This is a genomic window from Gottfriedia acidiceleris, assembly GCF_002128425.1.
Classification (GTDB): Bacteria; Bacillota; Bacilli; order Bacillales; family Bacillaceae_G; genus Gottfriedia; species Gottfriedia acidiceleris.
Genome location: NZ_NESS01000002.1, coordinates 494327 through 511267 on the forward strand (window position 1 = coordinate 494327; position 16941 = coordinate 511267).

16 protein-coding genes, 1 pseudogene and 1 other annotated feature are annotated in these 16941 nt (G+C 31.3%); of the genes and pseudogenes, 9 read left to right on the plus strand and 8 right to left on the minus strand.

The genetic code is table 11. The features are described from left to right. Positions 1–19 precede the first annotated feature (19 nt). Entirely contained in the window at positions 20–598 is a 579-nt protein-coding gene (locus tag B6K90_RS06335; RefSeq protein ID WP_088011882.1) for a biotin transporter BioY, read from the minus strand. Between the two features lie 359 nt (positions 599–957). Next, on the minus strand, positions 958–2016 hold the full coding sequence (locus B6K90_RS06340; RefSeq protein WP_088011883.1) for a DUF3900 domain-containing protein: 1059 nt from the start codon (positions 2014–2016) through the stop codon (positions 958–960). 365 nt (positions 2017–2381) lie between these two features. Between B6K90_RS06340 and B6K90_RS06345 the strand changes: the two genes are divergently transcribed. The 4 genes from B6K90_RS06345 (at position 2382) to B6K90_RS06360 (ending at position 5951) form a co-directional block, all read left to right on the plus strand. Next, entirely contained in the window at positions 2382–3302 is a 921-nt protein-coding gene (locus B6K90_RS06345) for a DMT family transporter (RefSeq protein ID WP_088011884.1), read from the plus strand. An 83-nt stretch (positions 3303–3385) separates the two neighbouring features. Further along, positions 3386–3597, plus strand: a binding site (T-box leader). A 143-nt stretch (positions 3598–3740) separates the two neighbouring features. Then, positions 3741–5174 (plus strand): proline--tRNA ligase, encoded by a 1434-nt coding sequence (gene proS, locus B6K90_RS06350; protein ID WP_088011885.1) that lies wholly within the window; start codon positions 3741–3743, stop codon positions 5172–5174. 41 nt (positions 5175–5215) lie between these two features. Beyond that, positions 5216–5572, plus strand: a complete 357-nt coding sequence (locus B6K90_RS06355; RefSeq protein WP_088011886.1) for a nuclear transport factor 2 family protein — start codon at positions 5216–5218, stop codon at positions 5570–5572. Between the two features lie 148 nt (positions 5573–5720). Continuing rightward, complete coding sequence (locus B6K90_RS06360) at positions 5721–5951, plus strand: excisionase family DNA-binding protein (protein ID WP_088011887.1); 231 nt, start codon at positions 5721–5723, stop codon at positions 5949–5951. 80 nt (positions 5952–6031) lie between these two features. Here the strand turns inward: B6K90_RS06360 and B6K90_RS06365 are convergent, their stop codons facing one another. After that, the gene (locus B6K90_RS06365; RefSeq protein ID WP_088011888.1) at positions 6032–6283 is read right to left on the minus strand and encodes an alpha/beta-type small acid-soluble spore protein; all 252 of its coding nucleotides are present in this window, start codon (positions 6281–6283) and stop codon (positions 6032–6034) included. A 131-nt stretch (positions 6284–6414) separates the two neighbouring features. On the opposite strand from B6K90_RS06365, the gene B6K90_RS06370 reads away from it, so the two are divergent. The 3 genes from B6K90_RS06370 to B6K90_RS06380 all read left to right on the plus strand — a co-directional run bounded on the left by B6K90_RS06370 (position 6415) and on the right by B6K90_RS06380 (position 8872). Beyond that, positions 6415–6822, plus strand: coding sequence for a cytosolic protein (locus tag B6K90_RS06370; protein WP_088011889.1), 408 nt, complete (start codon positions 6415–6417; stop codon positions 6820–6822). Positions 6823–7097: 275 nt separating this feature from the next. Further along, complete coding sequence (locus tag B6K90_RS06375; protein WP_167555292.1) at positions 7098–8003, plus strand: beta/alpha barrel domain-containing protein; 906 nt, start codon at positions 7098–7100, stop codon at positions 8001–8003. A gap of 89 nt (positions 8004–8092) precedes the next feature. After that, positions 8093–8872, plus strand: coding sequence for an undecaprenyl-diphosphate phosphatase (locus B6K90_RS06380; RefSeq protein WP_088011891.1), 780 nt, complete (start codon positions 8093–8095; stop codon positions 8870–8872). A 158-nt stretch (positions 8873–9030) separates the two neighbouring features. Here the strand turns inward: B6K90_RS06380 and ypeB are convergent, their stop codons facing one another. After that, positions 9031–10353: a germination protein YpeB gene (gene ypeB / locus B6K90_RS06385; protein ID WP_088011892.1), complete on the minus strand. Its 1323-nt coding sequence runs from the start codon at positions 10351–10353 to the stop codon at positions 9031–9033. Positions 10354–10371: 18 nt separating this feature from the next. Beyond that, positions 10372–11127 (minus strand): spore cortex-lytic enzyme, encoded by a 756-nt coding sequence (sleB, locus tag B6K90_RS06390; protein ID WP_088011943.1) that lies wholly within the window; start codon positions 11125–11127, stop codon positions 10372–10374. A gap of 220 nt (positions 11128–11347) precedes the next feature. Between sleB and B6K90_RS06395 the strand changes: the two genes are divergently transcribed. Next, positions 11348–11686, plus strand: coding sequence for a DUF3889 domain-containing protein (locus B6K90_RS06395; protein ID WP_088011893.1), 339 nt, complete (start codon positions 11348–11350; stop codon positions 11684–11686). Positions 11687–12307: 621 nt separating this feature from the next. Here B6K90_RS06395 and B6K90_RS06400 read toward each other — a convergent pair. From B6K90_RS06400 to B6K90_RS06410, 3 genes and pseudogenes are all read right to left on the minus strand, one after another. Next, the gene (locus tag B6K90_RS06400) at positions 12308–12733 is read right to left on the minus strand and encodes a hypothetical protein (protein WP_088011894.1); all 426 of its coding nucleotides are present in this window, start codon (positions 12731–12733) and stop codon (positions 12308–12310) included. A gap of 621 nt (positions 12734–13354) precedes the next feature. Then, on the minus strand, positions 13355–14017 hold the full coding sequence (locus B6K90_RS06405; RefSeq protein ID WP_088011895.1) for a peroxiredoxin: 663 nt from the start codon (positions 14015–14017) through the stop codon (positions 13355–13357). A 465-nt stretch (positions 14018–14482) separates the two neighbouring features. Beyond that, positions 14483–15721 (minus strand): annotated as a pseudogene (locus tag B6K90_RS06410) (FAD-dependent oxidoreductase); the annotation flags it as partial. A gap of 568 nt (positions 15722–16289) precedes the next feature. Here B6K90_RS06410 and B6K90_RS06415 point away from each other — a divergent pair. Continuing rightward, a complete protein-coding gene (locus B6K90_RS06415) occupies positions 16290–16787 on the plus strand; it encodes a ferritin-like domain-containing protein (protein ID WP_235821731.1) in 498 nt (165 codons plus the stop codon). Positions 16788–16941 lie beyond the last annotated feature (154 nt).

The following is a 16941-nucleotide window of genomic DNA, read 5'->3' on the forward strand; positions in this document are numbered from 1 at the left end:
CAAGAGTGTCCCATAAGATTTACATATTTTTTGCTGATTCGTTTGAATAGTTTGTTGTCAATGAGCTTGAAAAGACTGGATGCTTTCTTAGTCTGTAAACTAAAATTGATGCAAGGATTGCTTTTAGCACATCTCCTGGAATATAAACTAAACTTAATTTAACCGCTGTTAAAACAGGAATATTCATGATCATTGCTTGAATAGGGATACCGATTAAATAGATTAATAGAATACCAACAGTTAAATTAATTAATAAAACATGTTTTAATTTTAACGTTTTAAAACGTGATAATAAATAACCAATTACAAAAGCCGTAATAGGCCATGAAATTAAATAGCCAACACTTGGACCTGCAAATACACTAAAACCACCACGTCCACCAGATAAAAGAGGCATTCCAACAGCAACTAGTAATAAAAAGACTGATTGGCTTAGTGCACCTAATCTTGCACCTAACACTCCACCAGTAAGAAGAACACCAAGTGTTTGTAATGTAATAGGAACTGGTGTAAAGGATAACATAATCGGAGGAACTTGTCCAAGGACACCCATAACTGCTGCAAACATTGCTACAAATGTAATTTCTTTGATCTTCATTTTAATTCTCCTAATGTCAATTTTCTGATAACAATTATCATATTAATGAAACTTGAATTATATGTCAACTAAATATTTATTTTAGTTGACATATATTATTTTAAGATAGAAAACTTGAAAAATTAAAGAGGGAAGATATAAGGCTAGAGTAGGGATGGTAAGATTTTATAGATGGATAGACTAGTTTAATTTAATAATTTTAAAAGTTTATGATGGAGGTCATTCATGCGGAAAATAGGAATGACTCAAGCAACTTTCTAATATTTTAAGTCATTGAAGAAAGTACTTAAATTAAATAAGAGATAAAACTCAATCTAATTCGATTTAATCAAATCAAAAAAGAGCCGAACAGGGCTCTTTTATTTTTGTCTTATTTTTTCAATCACATCTTGGATTTCATCCGGCTTCAAAAACTCGATCGGAGAAAATCCCTTCTCAAATTGTAATGTATCAGCTTCTAAAATAACGACATATCGTCCATTTACTTTTGCAATATGGAGATTATCACCAAAATCAGCTAGCAATCCTTTTACGGAAAAGTGATCCGCTTTAAAAGATAATTCAATTTCTGGTGTATGTTCGACGATTTGTGCCGTTGCTTCGATTACTTCATTTGGTGTAAAATGCTCTTGGATTTCACGTTTAGGACTTGCTGCCCATACTTCCATAGCTGCATCGAATTGTTGTCTTTCCACACTTTCTTCTTCAAAAACGTCTTCAATTTTGTCATAAACCATTTCCATTACTTGAGATTTGACAATTTCAGGCATCGATTCAGAATAGGAAACAAATTTTAAAAAGTCCTCAAAATATCTTGCATGAGAGGCTTGGTGGATTTTTAATTCACTCTCGGAAATCATCCCTAATTCTTCCATATAAGGGTATTGAATCGATTTCATATTTTTTGTTGTAATCGCCATTTCAACTGTTTTAATGAGAGTAGATTCATCTGAAATGGAAGCTACTTTTGGTTCAAAATCGCATTTTAGTACAAATAAAAAAGGATCATCAAAATATTTTCTTAGTTTCGCTTGAATAACTAAAAATGCTCCTCCGCGAACTGCACTTGTATCAATATAATTAATGACTAAGGTCTCATTTTCAGCTTTAAAATCTTCAATTGATTTTGCACCACGTATTCGCTGGAATAAATTATAATTTGGATTAGAGTCTAAAGAGTGGCCTTCTTCGACGATAAAGTGACCTAATTTCGTAGGTACAGAATCAGATTTTGGATGTCTTTCAACTTTTCGATTTACGATTCTTTCAAGTTCACCTTCTAAAAAGCCTTTCAATGCGCTTTCTTCAAACATTGATTCGTCTAATGTTTGAAAATGTTTATATCGTTTATCTGATTGTTCACCTTTACCCTCAACCGTAACAACATAAAACGATAAATATGTAATTTCAAAATCCATCCAATCACCTTTTCCTATTTTTCTGTATTTAAGTATATGGATGAGGATAAGCTTTAGTCAATCATAAACAAAACAAGTTTTTTGCTAAATTTACATAAAAATTATCATAAAATAGAAATTTTACAGTTATGAGACAAATTCATTACACACTATGATAAAAAAAGGATATAATTAAATGTGGAACCAATAAAATTTAAAGTACTTGGATGTGGGAATATCACATCTTTTTTTTACGTTAAGTGAGTATAAATTGGCAGCAATGAAGTGAATTCGACGTAGTCGCGTAATTCTAGCAATTAAGTATAAGTGAAACTTCACTGCCTTCTTTACTAGCAATTTTATGGTACCAACTATATGGAGAGGGGATGAGAGACCTGAGAATAGATAGAATAGCTACATTCTCATTAATTATCGTAACATTACTTTGGGGCACGACATTTGTAGTAGTCCAAAATGCGATTGCATACGTTGAACCGTTTGCATTTAACGCATTTCGATTTATCCTCGCAACTTTAGTCCTTTTGCCATTTTTAGTAAAAAGAAAACAAAAAATGAAATTAACGCTTAAACAAATCGTTATTACTAGTGGTATTGGATTCATGTTGTTTTTAGGGTATTTACTTCAAACATTTGGATTGAAGTATACAGCATCATCAAAATCAGGTTTTATTACTGGTCTATGTGTTGTATTAGTACCTGTTCTTTTATACTTAGTCTATAAAGAACGGTCAAACTGGTCTACCGTAATCGCTTGTTTAATTGCATTACTAGGACTAAGCTTTTTAACTTTAGGTGATTCATTTTCTGTAAACCTAGGAGATGTACTAACATTATTTGGGGCAATTGCATTTGCATTCCATATTATCTTATCAGGAAAATATACAAAGCAAATGGATCCGCTCACCTTTACAACGATTCAACTAGCAACAGTTGGAATTAGTAGTACGATTTTCTCGCTAATTTTTGAAGATACGACCGTTTCATTTTCAAAAGAACTTTGGATCAATCCGACATTCATTTTTGCAGTGGTTATCACAGCAGTATTCTGTACGAGTATCGCATTTTGGGTTCAAATGTTTGCTCAACAACACATTTCTTCTACGAAAGCAGCATTAATTTTTATTTTTGAACCTGTTTTTGCCGCAATTACTGCAGTCATTTTTGCAAATGAAACATTATCAATCCAAACAATTATCGGTGGTACTTTTATTGTAGGCGGTATGCTTCTATCTGAAGTTCCTTTACCCAAGAGACGAACTAAAGAAGTAAAAAATGAAGCAATATAGCAAGAAATGTAAGAAATTTTAAAAAATGGGTAGTATACACATTGACAGATAGTATTTGTTCACGTATTATAGCTTTAAATTAATATATGACTTAGAAAAGGAATAGTAAGTTTATTAGCTTTTTTAGAGAGGGAATGGTCGGTGCAAATTCCTAAAGCAAGTATTCTGAACCAGCCTTGGAGTCTCTGTACCGAACTAAAAGTAGGCTACAGCGGTTTTCCCGTTAAAGATGTTAAGAGATTATGTAGATTTTTACATAATAAGTAGGGTGGTAACGCCATGAATGGTCCCTTTTGATCATTCATGGTGTTTTTTGTTTTTTATCCGCTTATTTTCGTATTAATAAACATAGTAATTAGGGTGGTAACGCCATGAATGGTCCCTTTAGATTATTCATGGCGTTTTTTGTTATCTAAAAATTGATTAGGAGTAAAAAAAATGACTACAAAAAAATTTGTTGAAGCGATTACAGATATGGATGTTGATTTTGCACAATGGTACACAGATATCGTAAAAAAAGCAGAATTAGTCGATTATTCAAGTGTGAAAGGATGTATGATTTTAAGACCTTATGGTTATGCATTATGGGAAAATATCCAAAAAGAATTAGATTTTCAATTTAAACAAACAGATCATGAAAATGTATATATGCCATTATTTATCCCTAAATCATTATTACAAAAAGAAGCTGAGCATGTAGAAGGATTTGCTCCTGAAGTTGCATGGGTAACACATGGTGGTCATGATGAATTAGCTGAACCATTAGCAGTTCGTCCTACATCAGAAACACTATTTTGTGAACATTTTTCAAAAACGGTTGAAAGCTATAATGACCTACCAAAATTATATAATCAATGGTGCTCAGTTGTTCGTTGGGAAAAAACAACAAGACCATTTTTAAGAACGACTGAATTCTTATGGCAAGAAGGTCATACAGCACATGCAACCGCTGAAGAAGCACAAGCTGAAACAATCCAAATGCTAAATGTTTATGCTAATTTCTTAGAAGACTTCCTAGCAATTCCTGTTATTAAAGGACAAAAAACAGAAAAAGAAAAATTCGCAGGTGCAAAGGCTACTTATACAATTGAAAGCTTAATGCATGATGGGAAAGCATTACAAAGTGGTACTTCACATAACTTTGGAGATGGATTTGCGAGAGCATTTGATATTCAATACACAGACAAAAACTCTAAAAGACAATATGTACACCAAACTTCTTGGGGTATGACAACAAGAGTAATCGGAGCTTTAATTATGGTTCACGGTGATAACAGCGGACTAGTATTACCTCCAAAAGTTGCACCAACTCAAGTAATGGTCATTCCAATTGCTCAACATAAAGAAGGCGTTATCGAAAAGGCAACTGAATTAAAAAACCGAATTTCAAAGATTGCTCGAGTAAAAATTGATACTTCTGATAAAATGCCAGGCTGGAAATTTAACGAATATGAAATGAAAGGAATTCCAGTTCGTGTTGAGATTGGGCCAAAAGATATTGAAAAGAATCAAGCAGTTTTAGTAAGACGTGACACGCGAGAAAAAACGATTGTTTCTTTAGACGCTTTAGAAGAAAATATTACAAAATTACTTGAAGAAATCCAAACATCTCTTTACGAAAAAGCATTAAACAATCGTACTGAAAAAACATATGTTGCTACTTCAATGGATGAGCTAAAACAAATCAGTGAAGAAAAACAAGGCTTTATAAAAGCAATGTGGTGTCAAGATCTAGCTTGTGAAGAACAAATTAAAGAAGAAGCTGGGTTAACGTCAAGATGTATTCCATTTGAACAAGAACAACTTGCTGATACATGCGTCTGCTGTGGAAAGAAAACGGATGTAATGGTCTATTGGGGTAAAGCTTACTAATATAATATCAATCTAAATAAAACGAAAAAGGTGAACGAATGATGGAAAGCTTAAATTTTTTAAAAGAGCATCTTTGTATGTTAGAAGAAAAATTACTTAAACCAGAAATTCGCACCTCACAAATTGAACTAAAAAATCTACTAGCCGATGAATTTTTTGAATTCGGGAGTTCAGGTAGAGTTTTATATAAAGATGAACAATTAGACAATGGAATCGGAATCGTAAAAATGACATTAAGTGATTTTGAAATTCATCCATTATCAAATGAAATTACATTCGTTACCTATCGGATTTTTAATGAAATAAAAAAACAACATACTTTACGTAGTTCCATATGGAAGTTTAAAGATGGTCACTGGAAAATGTATTTTCACCAGGGCACACCAACAGAGTTTTAGGTAAAAGAATAAAAAGAACTAACAAAAGAACACAAATCCTTCGATGATTAGTGTTCTTTTGTTAGTTAGATTATTTAATAATACAATTTCAATTCATTTTCAAATATATGGTAAGATAATGTAAGAATGATTAGGTAAGGAGAACAAAATGTATTTAACAATTAAAGAAACAGCGGAATACTTAGATCTTGATGAATCTTATATTAAACAATTAATTCAAGTAAAAAAAATAAGAGCAGTCCATGACGGTGAACAATATTTAATCTACAAAGAGCAATTTAATAATCATTTAGAACAAATGGAAAAAGCAAAAAAAATGATTGCTGATTACTATAACGAACCAATTCCTGAAGACCCAGATGTAAAGGACGAAGATTAAAATAAAATCAGATTGTAAGAGGTTGCTAAAATAAGTTACTTCTTACAATCTGATTTTTTCTATTTAGATCAAAAAAATAATCAACGTTTATTCAAATTCTCCTGCGCCATTCTCACTAACTCTTTCACCATATTCCCACCGATCCGGCCACCAACTTTACCGTTTTCATGAGACGTTAAATTGCCATTATATCCTTTCGTTAAAGGAACTCCTACTTCCTCAGCAGCTTCGAATTTAGCATCTTCAGGACTAGATGCATGCATTACTTTAGCTTTTAAAGCATCTAGTGCTTTTCTAGATTCAGGAACTAAGATTTTATTTTTTCTACTCATCAAACCCACTCCTTTTAGTCGTAGATTTCCCGTTTATTGATTTTTTTAATTATGGAAATAATTGCTATAAAATAGGGAATGTTACATAATGAAGACATGTGTTGATCAATACATATAAAAGGAGAATGATGATGAAATCTTTTAATGTTACTTTTCACAAAGAAGATAATGTAGATAATATGTTAATCCAAAAACTGAATGACGAGGAATACCATAAGTCAACTGAAGGTGGAACTAGACATTTATTTGAAATCGATACGAATATAGGCTTTTTTGTGTTTCTAGATTCAGAAGATAATGATGGAAATGTATCACATTTAGTCCTTCAATATAATGAAGAAGATGAAGATCCAGTTGCTTGCTATTCATTTGCAATGAAAGATTTTTATGAATTCATGGCTTTATATTTAAATGATCTTGAATTCGTTGATGAAACTGCTGAAGAAGATGAAGTTGAACTGGATGCTTCTAGTTCAATCCATCATTTAGTTCATCTATTATTCCATGTAATTGAAGAAGGCGAAGATCTAGAAGTATAAACTTCCATTTAAATGTATTTTCTTCCAAAAAATGCCGAGTTTATATGTTTAAAAATGGATATTTATGCAAAATATGGAAGTTTCACTAATTTGTTTTGGTCATTAATTTAAGACAGTAATTTCAAAAAGCTCTTGATAAAATATCAGGAGCTTTTTTTATTTTAAAGATTCTATTCTATCTATCATAAATAACTTTCGACTCAATAGAATTTATACAAGGATATTTCCAGAGGAGCTTGACTAAAAAAATAAAAGTAGAATAGGAGTCGATCATATTGAACCTGCCGCAGTCTGTATGTATAAAAGAAATTGGACCTCGTATTAATTTTCAATATGGATCACAATTATCTATTGAGCAAAAATTACAATGGATTAACTATCTTATTGATAGCGGATTAAATCACATCGAAGTTGCGACATTAATGAATTTTCCGAACCAACAACAGTTTAAAGAAGCTACGGAATTAGTATTGAAGCTAAAAAGAGATCATAACTTAACGTATGGAGTATTAGTACCGAATAAGAGAAGCTTAATGAGAGCTTTTGTCGTAGATGCAGATGAAATCAACTTTTTTATATCAGCAAGTGAAGCATATAATTTTAAAATTAAAAATTGCTCGATCAAGCAAACACTGAAAGATATAAAGCAGATGACTACAGTAACAAAAGATTATGAAAAGACTACGCGTGCTTATATTACATCGGTATTTGGATGTCAGGATGAAAAAGTAGGACATCAAAAAGCAATCGACTTGGCATCGCAATTATTAGATGATGGTGTGGAGGAGCTATCATTTGTTGATACTGCGGGAAAAGTAACGCCTCTTCAAGTTAAATTATTTTTGGAAGATTTATTAATAAAAATTCCAAAAGAGCGTTGCTCAATGCAATTTTATAATACTTTTAGGAATGGAATTTCGAATATATTTACCTCACTTTCGTATGGGATTGAGCGGTTTGAGTCATCAAATGGTGGGCTCGGAGGTTGTTTTCCATCTGCTGAACAAAATAGAATGATTGAAACGGAAGATTTAATTGCCTTTTTACATAAACTTGATATTCATACTGGGATTAATGAAGTAAAACTATTAGACGCTACAAACTATATTTCAAAGCAATTAAACGAAGAGCCTACTAGTAAGTTATTTACAAGATTACCATCCAAAAAGCATCTTACATGATGCTTTTTTATATTGTTTTTAATAATTTGGACAAGAATTGAATTTTAATTGCATATAATTTACTAATTTGAATGAAAGGAGCATTGATTATGTCTAACATTGAAGCAATTATATTAGGCATCATTCAAGGGTTAACTGAATTTCTCCCAATCAGTAGTACTGGTCACTTATATTTAGGTAGACATTTATTTGGATTAGATGATGCAGGTCTATTATTAGATACTTTAATGCATATTGGTACTTTATTAGCAGTGTTTGTTTTTTACAGTAAAGAATGGAAAAGTTTGATAAAAAATCCGTTTTCAAAATTAACTTTATTACTTTTTGTAGGCACATTGCCCGCAGTTATAGTTGGATTATTATTTAAAGATTTTTTCGATGAAATATCTGTTTCGGGTAAAACGATTGGATGGGAGTTTATATTTACTGGTATTATTTTATTTATTGCTGATAAAAGGAGAAAAGGGAAGAAAACGATGGAGGAGCTGACATGGGTGGATGCCTTATTTATCGGCTCATTTCAAGCACTTGCTATTTTTCCAGCTGTTTCTCGTTCAGGATTAACGATCGCTGCAGCGTTATTTAAAGGAATGGAACGAAAAAGCGCAGCGTATTTTTCATTCTTATTATCTACTCCTGCAATTTTAGGTGGAATCGTATTTCAAGGAAAAGATCTTCTTGGCGGAAAAGCGGAGCAAATCGCATTTTTCCCACTATTTCTTGGTACATTAGCTGCAGCTTTATTTGGTTATCTGGCAATTAGTTGGATGATCAATTTATTAAAAAAGCAATCACTGAATATTTTTGGGTATTATGTTATTTTCTTAGGGGTTAGTATCGTAGTACTTCAGTATTTGAAGATATTTTAATACAATTCATTTTAAATTGATATAAAAAAGAGCAGGAATTCTGCTCTTTTATTTAATCGCATTTCTTTAGATAAGTATTTAATTATAGTCGTAGCAACATGAAAAATAAAACAATAAAAAGCACAGGTAGTGATTAACCTGTGCTTTTTTGACATTACTTAAAGTTTTTTAACTTTTTCTTCGTCACCAGTTGTTGCATTAATAAAGATATCATATGTATCGTGATTATATGTACCTAAAAATTCATACGTTAGCACTTCTTTATTAAAATCATTTAAAATGACCGCTAGACGTTCTTCCTCAACTTTAACATTTTTATTAAGCTTTGCTCTTGCTTGCTCAAGAGTAAGCTTAGGAGTAGGGACTTTACGTACATGGTTTGAAGTAATATAGTTTTTAGCATTAAATCCGATTATTTGTCCGTTATCCAATGCAACTTTTAATTGAATTGCTTCTGGATAAATGCGTACATTGTCAATTGCTTTTACATATTGAAGTACGCCAATCGTATCGTATTGTGAACTATCGTATAATTCCATGTTCTTATATTTTTTTGAATTTAGATAACTTAAACCTTTTTTCACTGCATCATCTAAACTGATTTGCTGTTTACTTATTGGTCTATTTGTAATAAAGAAGATAGGCAAGCCTGCCGTTTCAGTTATTTCCATATACGTATCTGCTGTTGGGTTAGTGTGAGCCATTGAAACTGAGTAAAAAGGTTCAAATCGTTCATTATCGCTTTTACTTCTAGTCACTTGAATTTTAGTAACATGTTTGAGCGGTACAATGTCCTCAGCAATTTTTTTAGCTTCATTTTGGTCAATTTTTTTACCAGTAAGCTTCTTTAAGCCTTTAGATTCTTCTTGACCATTCGAAAAGGTTGGACCAAAATCATTGTCTGTCGTTGCTTTTACTTGTTCAATATGCTTAAATCCATCCACGATACTATTGTCTCTGGGTGCATTTTTTTCTTCAGACATTTGACCAACATCAATCCAACTTAAGTTTTTATTCATGATGTTTGTTTGTACATTACGTAGTCCATCTTGAATTTTTTCAGCGGTTGAATACATATTACGTAAAGAAGTATATTCTTTTGCAGTTAAAGGTTCTTTATTTAAATCTCGAACGGCTGTTTTATAGCTAAAATTTCCTACTCCAGTCAAAAAGGCCTGTGTTTTATCAAACGGTACAAATTTTAGCGGAAGTTGTGCAATGTCAGATTTAGCTTGAATCGAAAGACGCCAAACATCTGCTAAAGCAGGGGAGAGGGACGTTCTAGAATTCATAGCAAGTGTTGTACCGATTTTATCATGTAATAAATCCATATCAAATGTTAATTCATTAAATGCTCGCTGATAACTATTTTCGGCTTTTAAGTTCATTTCATTCAGTTCACGATGTTGCGTATATCCCCAATAACCAGATCCGATTAGAGCGGCTGCTAAAGCGCCTGCAACAATCCAACTACCTTTCATACTGACACCTCACTACTTTTATTTGCAAAATATATGTTGACCAATCGTTAAAATAATAGGGCGGCCACGAATCCATTGATTTGTTGCTGTTTTAGGATTGTAATAATAAATACATCCAGTAGTTGGATCCCAGCCATTTATCGCATCTATTACTGCTTTTTTAGCTTGAACATTAGGTGTTAAATTAATTTGACCGTCGGCTACTGCTGTAAAAGCACCCGGCTGATAAATGACACCTGCTATTGAATTTGGAAAAGAAGCGTTCGTTAAACGGTTTAGAATGACTGCAGCAACAGCAACTTGACCAATATATGGCTCACCACGTGATTCTCCATATACAGCATTTGCCATTAATTTAATATCGTTATCGGTATAACCGTTTGGCGCATTTGCAATCGGTTTATTATTTGGTTTTGCATTCGAATTATTAGGTTTATTTGTATTCGGTTTAGCTGGTTTATTATTCGATGCATTATTATTTGCTGTGTTATTTGATATTGTACCTTTATAATTTTTAGTAGCTTTTGTCAGCATTTCTTTTAATTTAGTACCAGCAATTCCATCAACCTTCATACCAAATTTCTTTTGAAAATTACGGAGAGCCCAGTAAGTATTCCAACCAAAAACCCCATCAGCTTTATCGTCTAGAAAACCAATAAATATAAGGCGCTCTTGAAGCTCTTTTACATCTTGGCCTGTTGAACCGCGGCTAAGCACTTGACTACTAAACGCATCAACTTGTTTTTTAGGTAAGTATGTATTTACCGTAATCATTGAGATACAGATTATGCAAAAGATAATAAATGCAGTTTTATAATGAAAATTTTTTTGCAAAATAAATCCTCCTTAATCAAATACATATAGGATTACTATCTGTAAAAAATTTCTTTTTATTACTAAAAAGCGTAAAAACTGATATAAATTGCACAAACAAGAAACGGATAGAGAGAGTAGAGGGGTCAAATAGTAAGGTTAGTAGCAAAAAGGAGGTATTATGAAAAGAACATACAAAACCATTTTTATTTTTACATTCTTATTTTGTATTTTTAGCAAACTAAACCTAGCTTCTGCAGAACCTGTTTATGAGCCTCCATATGCAAAATGGGGGAAAATAGCAGTAGAAAAAACGATCCAAAGATACCCACAATCGGATGTAATAGATTATTTACACATAGGAAGAGAACAAAAAACACCAACAGTCTCAATAGAAAAATTCAAGTTATGGTTAAGAGTAAAAGATGGAAGTAGAGAATTTGGGGTATATGTGAATGTTGAATTCGAACCAAGAACTGATAGGTACTTAGGAATTACTTATACAGAAACAGATCGATAATAAACGATCAATAAAAAACAAAAACATCGCTTTAATTTTAAAAAGTGATGTTTTTTATTGAAAATCCATTTTGTGAGGAAAATCACATAAAGGAAAATTTTAAGGAGAGAATTAGTTGAATAAAGGCTAAATGATTTTAAATTAGTAAAAATGAAGATTTTAAACGATGAATTTAATGATGGAACGGTAATTGAAATCAATAAAAAAATTAACTTAATCATTAAGTGTAAATAAACAATAAAGATTTAATTGTTGTAGAAACTTATAAACATTACAAACACAATTTTATATTGATTATTGAAGAACTTTTTTAAATCTAATTTTTATTTTAACAAAGTTTTAAATTATTATATAAATTTGAGTTTTGATAAATAATTGAGTTTTTTTGATCTGATTAACTAAATTGATGATTTTTTCTCTTTCATCTCAAAACACTAAGAATACTTGCTAATTGAGATGAATTGTAGTGATTTTACTTTAACTTCCTATAATATATATTATGTAAACTAGCAACAGTTAACATAAAAAATATTATGGTCCACTTCTCTTTTGTCCTCAGACACAAATTTGTTTTCCCGCGGTAAGAATTTTTTTGAAAAAAAATAAGCAAGTATGAACTTGCTAAATATATCTCCCAACCACATCGCACCATAAACTTGTTTTTTGAAAATTCTCTTTGCTTCGAATATATGTTAGTTGACGATTGTTAACAAAATTATTTAAATTAATATACACTTCTTGTAACTGTTTAAGTGGATCAAACGGAATCTCGTGATAATAGGTATTCTCATATGTTTTTGCATTCTGAAAAATCTCTACCCAATGATAAAAATTATTTATAATAAGATCCGCAAATAGACGATTACGTATAGTTGTGGATAGCCGCTCTACATCAATAAAACAACCATCCCCTGTCTCATAGATTTCTCTCTTAATTCCCTTTTCACATTGAATTACAAATGAACGTAAAGCATCATCATATATGGGTGAGTAATAAGATTTAGGTGTTGTAGCGAATCTATTTTTAGTAGTAACTCCATTTTGCACATTGTACGAGTCTCTTTTTTATTTAACCAAAAGTTGTAACTTCTAGATTTATTACTTAATTAACTCGATTTTACTGGATACCTATTTTAATGCAATGAAAAATAACAAAATTTTTTTAAATGACCTTATAGGTCTACCTTGTCGAACAGATTTGAAATGAAAAAATCCTAATCGTCTAGGAACGATCAGAATTTCACTTCTTTACTATAAGATGTCTTGCTCCCTCTTGCAGAGTCCCCTATATTGAGTTGGGTGCTGATTACTTTGATAAACGAAAGAAAGAAATTGTCATCAAGCAATCTATTAAACGATTAGAGACTCTTGGTTGTAAAGTATCGATTGAAGCAATAGCTTAATATGATCTATAAAAATCCTAAAAGAAAAGACCCGTTTTAAAAAATTAATTGAACAGGGTCTGGTTTCATATTGCCTAAAAAGTGCAATAATGGATTTATATAATTTTCAGGATAGTTGAATAAGGAATAGATCATTAATAATAATTAATATGCAAAGTATTGTTCATTGTCCAAGTGCATTTTTTGAATAATAATCTAGAACTATAATAAAGAAGCAGTTATCAGAAAACCGTTTTATAGAATTTATGGCCTGGATATAATATTTTTACTTTGAACAAAACCACCAATCATAGCATTGTATCTGTCCTTCTTTTGATTGTTCCATACGTTTATTTGCATCCTGAATAGTATTTGGTGGCTGCATAATTAAGCGGTCACCTACTAGTTCATTTTCTGGCCAGTTTGCTGGTGTCCCTGCTTTATTTGCATCAGCTATTTGCAATGCTTTTACAGCTCTTATAATTTCATGGATATTACGTCCAACATTCTCTGGATATGCCAACATTAACCGTATCTTTCCTGTCGAATCAACTATAAAAACGCTTCGAACGGTTCTTGTGCCCATCGTTGGATGGATCATCCCTAATTTAGAAGCTGTTTTGCCAAGGCTATCTGCAATGATTGGAAAAGTGATTTCCACATTAAGATTTTGCTTTATCCATTCAATCCATTTTATATGGGAGAAAACTTGCTCAACAGATAATCCTATTAAATAAGTATTCAGCTTCATAAATTCTGGCATCATTTTTTGGAAGGCTACAAATTCTGTTGTACAAACGGGAGTAAAATCGCCCGGATGACTAAATAATACATACCAATGTCCTTGAAAACTTGTTGGAAGAAGTAATTCACCAAGAGTGGTTTGAACCTTTACCTCAGGAAACAGATCACCTATAAATGGTTTTGTATAAGGCTCATTTTGCTCCATTACTATACCTCCATTTTTTAAGAAATACCTTTTGGTAGTTCTAAGCTTCTTATGCTTTCTTAATAAATTAATTTAACTACTCTTTTCAATTTTTAAAGGAATACTATCATCTCTATTAATATTCAAAAAGGTTCATTTAATGCTACTAACTTTAAATGCCGTCATTAAATCTTTAATATGAATTTGTGAATTCTTATAAGGTTTTGGTGAGCTATATTATATTGAGAAATTTAAAACAATAAAAAAATGATCCTCTAATTGAAGATCATTTTTTGCAAAATCTAAAAATAATGTCTTAGTCGTTTAAAACAGTCCCCAAACATCCAAATAATATACTTCAAAAATAAGAAAAATAAGAATTAAGGCAACCGATAAATAAATAAATAACTAATATCCTTGAAAATTTAAATGATTGACTATTAATATCGTTTCCTTTGGTAAAATAACTGATCGTTGAAATGATTAAGCAAAGATTCCAACAATAATTACATCAATTCGCTTGTCAACACCCGCTCTTCCTACGCACTGCGCTCCATATATTTTTCCTGTCTCTTTACAGAACAATAATTTAATTAACAAAGGATGTGCACCAGGATAATAACCAGCATGTGAATTATATTGAACATGTACTGCTTCATAAGGTATGCCTAATCTTTTCAATGTTTTTTCGTTATTCCCTGTTGAAGCAACAGTCGTTTCGAACACTTTAACAATCGATGTTCCCATTGTTCCAGGGTAGGTATGCCATTCTTGATTGACAATATCAGCAACCATTCGTACTTGTCTATTTGCTGGCCAAGCAAGAGGAACCATTGTCTCAGTTCCATTTATGTAATCTTTTACTTCAATCGCATCCCCTATCGCATAAATAGAGGAGTCACTTGTTTGAAGATTCTCATTTACTTTAATCGTATTTCGGAAACCTAATTCTAAATTTGCTTCTGTAGCTAATTTATTTTCTGGTTGAACACCTATTGATAAAATGATCATATCCGCTTCAATTTCTTTTCCACTTTTTAATCGAATAACATTCCCGTTTTTTTCAATTGAGTCAATACCATCTTCTAAAATAAGTTCTATTCCTTTTTGAACTATTAAATGCTGAACACCTGCAATCATTTCATAATCAATAGGTGTCATTATTTGATTGGCCATTTCTACAAGTGTAACTTGTAAACCTTTTTCAAATAAGTTTTCAGCCATTTCAACTCCGATAAAACCTCCACCAATGACAACTGCTCTTTTTGTTTGTTTCTGTTCTATATATGCTTTAATTCGATCCATATCTGGTATATTGTGTAAAATAAATAAATTATCTGGCTCTTTTATGCCTGGTATAGGGGGAACAATAGGATTTGCACCTGGAGATAGAATTAAAAAATCATAGGATTCATCGTAAGTATCGTTAGTTTTATTGTTACTTACTGTAATCTTCTTTTGATCACGATTGATTTTTATTACCTCAGTCTGGACTCTTATGTATAAATTAAAACGTTTAGACATTTTTTCAACTGTTTGTACAAGAAGCTTTCCTCATTCTTTTATTACATCACCTATATAATATGGTAATCCACAATTTGCAAAAGAGATATATTCCCCTCTTTCGAATAAAATAATATGATCTTGCTCATTAAGCCTACGTAGACGAGCTGCTGCAGAAGCTCCACCTGCTACTCCACCTACTATTATTATTTTTCTAATCATTTTTAACCTCCATTGTATAAAGTTCATGTTGTAGTACAACTAGAAAAAATCTTAATTTATCATTATCATTCTATAAATGCAATTTTCTTGAGTATTTTATTTATTACCTCTAACTATTTTGATAATAAAATAAACAATAATTGAGATTACAAAAATTATTATTAAAGCTGGTAAGACTGCAAGCAAATTTTTTCCTCCTAATAATTATTGCTCAAATGTGATTATACAAATACATATTTTATTGTGTACCTTATCCTTGTAAAACTATACTGCCAGAAAGTAAAATGGGAGCCGATGATCGACTCCCAAAACTTTATTGTAGCTAAAGCTAGCGTTATTTGCATAAGGATAGTAATTGATTTAAAAAATAGCTATCAAAATATATAGAATAAAAACTTTTCATGTTAGCACAAAAAGTTAAAGGATTTAACAGATTAGCTTACTATAGTAATACTTCTATTTCACTAAATTAAAATAAATTTAACTATTGTACTTTTTTATTGATAAATTTGAACGAACGATGAACTCAAACTAGGAATAAGATGTAAAGAAATTTAGGTGAAAGGTTGTGTTTTTCCTGTACTACTATAATACTTATCCACAAATAAAAAATCTTAACCAACAATTGTATTATCGCTATCCAATCGTATCAACTTCAGATCAAGGTACTTGTCAAAAAGTTTTTGAAGCAATCCTTAAAGGCATACAAGGTGAAGCTACTGCGATCGAATTTTATTCTCGCTTAGCCAAAATAGCACCAAATCAAACTGCTCAAGAGGATGTTCTACATGCATTAGAAGATGAAAAAGTTCATTTAAACGAATTTACAAAACTTTATGTAAAAATGACTGGAATACAACCGAATATTCAAATCACTCCAATTCAGTTCAATACCTTTAAAGAAGGATTGAATATTGCTTATCGTGATGAATTAGAAGCTTATGAATTTTACAGGAATGTCTACTTAATGACTCAAAATCTTACTGTCCGAGATGTATTACTTCGCGGATTTACAGACGAGATTGAACATGCAACACGTTTTGGGTTTCTTTTATTAAATTTATAAATATCACCATTTGTTAAGGCTGAGATAAACATCTCGGCTTTTTTATTATCATATCTCTTTCTTAAAATACACTAATTCGTTATTTATTGAAAAAAACACTTTAACTCTATAAGAATAGGCATAGGCATACAAATCAAACTCGTAATCAACCGCT